Origin of the sequence: Salinimicrobium gaetbulicola (genome assembly GCF_042676025.1) — a bacterium.
In the GTDB taxonomy this organism is placed as follows: domain Bacteria; phylum Bacteroidota; class Bacteroidia; order Flavobacteriales; family Flavobacteriaceae; genus Salinimicrobium; species Salinimicrobium gaetbulicola.
The window spans coordinates 1-2,677 of record NZ_JBHTJP010000029.1; the positions used below are offsets into that span (position 1 = coordinate 1).

The following is a 2,677-nucleotide window of genomic DNA, read 5'->3' on the forward strand; positions in this document are numbered from 1 at the left end:
AATTACAAAGGTTAAATAATGAGAAATTACTCCCGTCAGCAGTCCCGTGATTATAATTTTCACTACATCATATTTCTTTTTCACTATAAATTTCCAGAGTAATCCACCTGTCAAAAAAAATGCTAAAGGTGCCGCAATTCCAACCACAAAATAACCGTCACCTATAGCTGTAATAGCCGTATAAGCACCGATTAGAAGTCCGATCAGGGCATTAAAAATTCCATATTTAATCCAAGGTTTCATTTCAAACTTTTTTGAATGTGGCACAACGTTTCCGGTTAACGCAGTAGCGGAACTGAGCAACGTAATTTGTCGGTTAAGTTATCTTTTTAAAAGTAGTCAAAAATGTCATTTTAGCACGATCTTCCGCTATTTGCTCGTTAACTGATGTTGGCAAACGTTATTTCTTTATTTAAAGATGTATTTTGCCATTTTCAATTGTGAAACTGTAAAGTACTGATGTATCAACAGACTCTCCGTTAATAGACCCTGCTTTCCATTTCTCTAATTTTGCAAATACCGCAACCAATTGTTGATCAAGCTCTGTACTCTTCGTTTTATTATCGATTTCACAGCGAACCATTTGACCTTTACAGTTAATAATTAAATTAACCATCCCTTTGTCATTGTAATCAGGTTTGTCTTGTAAAAAATGAACATTGGAATTCAGTTGTTCCTCTATTTCTTGATCAGTCAATGGTGCTTGTGCTTCAACCTGTCCATTTTGAAGAAATGGTAAAATTGCAATTACTCTAGAATTATTGCAAACTCCTGGGATAGGTTCTTCCACTTGCATTGTTGCAATAATATTATTCATTCCTGTATTTTTTGTAGATGAACACGAACTCATGATCGCAAGTCCGAAAACTATAAGAGTAAAAGTCAATATCTTTTTCATATTTCTAATTTTGAAAAGTTTGATGTTCTTGATTTTAATGTTTGCCAACGTCTCCGGTTAACGCAGTAGCGGAACTGAGCAACGTAATTTGTCGGTTAAGTTATCTTTTTAAAAGTAGTCAAAAATGTCATTTTAGCACGATCTTCCGCTATTTGCTCGTTAACCGATGTTGCCTTTAGTTGCTTTTCAGTATTTCATCAATATGGGAGATAATCCGATTCTTTAACCTTAGTTTTAAGACATTTTGAAAATCCCTTACCAAAAAATCTGTCATATAATTGTTCGTCAAAATCCTTAAAATCTAGAAGTTTCCATACTTTATCTTTATCAAGCACTAAAATATTTTCTTTAGTTATCCTAGTTTCTAAGATTTTGGAATTTGGATTGAAACTTACATTATCCTTACCGTAACTTTTATAGTTTCGTTCTAAAGCCGTAGAATCTAAGTAAGGGGTCATCTGAGCTTTGTCAACTATGTACTTCACTTTATAAAAATATGTAGAGTTGCATTTATTTATATCCTGAATCCTTAAATCGCCAATTTCATCATAAAGTATTGGATACTTTCTTGTTTTTCTTAATTTGTATATCTCTTGAAGTTTTTCTCTAACTCCTTCTTCACCATATTCTTTTAAATATTTCACAGGCTTGTTACCGAATTCATACTCAACGTCATTTTCGTTAAAAGCGGTATAGTTCGAATTTATTCTTTTTTCTATTTCAGTGAAGGTCAATTTAGGAGAACAACAACTCAAAGTTTGAAATAATACAATAAAAAGTATTAATCGGTAATTTTTAATCATTTTATAAAATGTGTCTTTTGCAATTAAAGGCAACGTTCCCGGTTAACGCAAGTAGCGGATTTGGGAAACGTAATTTGTCGGTTAAGTTATCTTTTTAAAAGTAATCAAAAATGTCATTATAGAGGTCTGCCGCTATTTGATCGTTAACCGTTGTTGTGTAAAGTTTCTAATCGCAATCTACCGGTTTTAGTTTGACAGTTCCATCTTCATTTTTTATCATTTCATAACCATTATCGAGCATTGGTTGAAAATCAGATCTTCCATTTAGATGCCATAATAAATATCCATAATCACATTTTTCCAATCTTCCTTGTTCCTTTTCTATTTTAGCTATTTTCTTTAAATCTTCTGAATATGAAAATGGAGAATGAATTAATAATATCAGAGGGTTGAAATCTATTGATTCCTTCGAATATTTTTTCAATCTTTCTGCTGAAGGAAAGCCATATTTTTTTGTTATTTCAATCATTCTCTCCGTATGGATTTTATCCATTGGTGTAATATAGTTCTGCCAGATTTGGTTTTTCAGGCTATCAGATGTTATCGGAGTAAATTCTAACCTGTTTTTCTTTAATTTATCGCTTAAATTTTCAATGCTATCTGTGATCGATTTATCAAATGTTTGATAGTACAAATATTCTCTTGTAGCTTGATCATAGTGATACATGAATTTTAATTCTTCAACTAATTGTTCAATATTTTGTTCTAATAACTCATCTTTATCAGATTGAGAATAGAAGTTTAAACTTGTAGAAAGCAGGATCAAGGTCAGTAAGATTTTCTTCATTATTGGAATTTTCTGAAATTTTGCCTAACGGTTACGATTATCGCAAGTTGCGGCCTGGGAACTCGAATTTGTCAGTTAAAAGGTTAATTTTAAAGGTAGTCAAAAATGTCACTTTTGGAAGGTATTGAGCAATTTGTGTTATTCATTGTTGTGCAACGTTTTATTATTTTCTTGTCGTTTTAATAATAA

General features: G+C 31.6%; 4 protein-coding genes. All 4 read right to left on the minus strand.

The features are described 5' to 3' along the window. Positions 1-243 (minus strand): hypothetical protein (locus ACFQ1G_RS01430; protein WP_380736457.1); only part of this gene is annotated, 243 nt, incomplete at its 3' end. Positions 244-412: 169 nt separating this feature from the next. After that, on the minus strand, positions 413-898 hold the full coding sequence (locus ACFQ1G_RS01435) for a hypothetical protein (protein ID WP_380736458.1): 486 nt from the start codon (positions 896-898) through the stop codon (positions 413-415). Positions 899-1,095: 197 nt separating this feature from the next. Then, on the minus strand, positions 1,096-1,632 hold the full coding sequence (locus ACFQ1G_RS01440) for a hypothetical protein (RefSeq protein WP_380736459.1): 537 nt from the start codon (positions 1,630-1,632) through the stop codon (positions 1,096-1,098). A gap of 235 nt (positions 1,633-1,867) precedes the next feature. After that, entirely contained in the window at positions 1,868-2,488 is a 621-nt protein-coding gene (locus ACFQ1G_RS01445) for a hypothetical protein (RefSeq protein WP_380736460.1), read from the minus strand. Positions 2,489-2,677: the final 189 nt, after the last annotated feature.

Bases quoted from the DNA above. Each gene is read 5' to 3' on its own strand.
- ACFQ1G_RS01435 (WP_380736458.1), bottom strand. From the start codon at position 898: ATGAAAAAGATATTGACTTTTACTCTTATAGTTTTCGGACTTGCGATC.
- ACFQ1G_RS01445 (WP_380736460.1), bottom strand. From the start codon at position 2,488: ATGAAGAAAATCTTACTGACCTTGATCCTGCTTTCTACAAGTTTAAAC.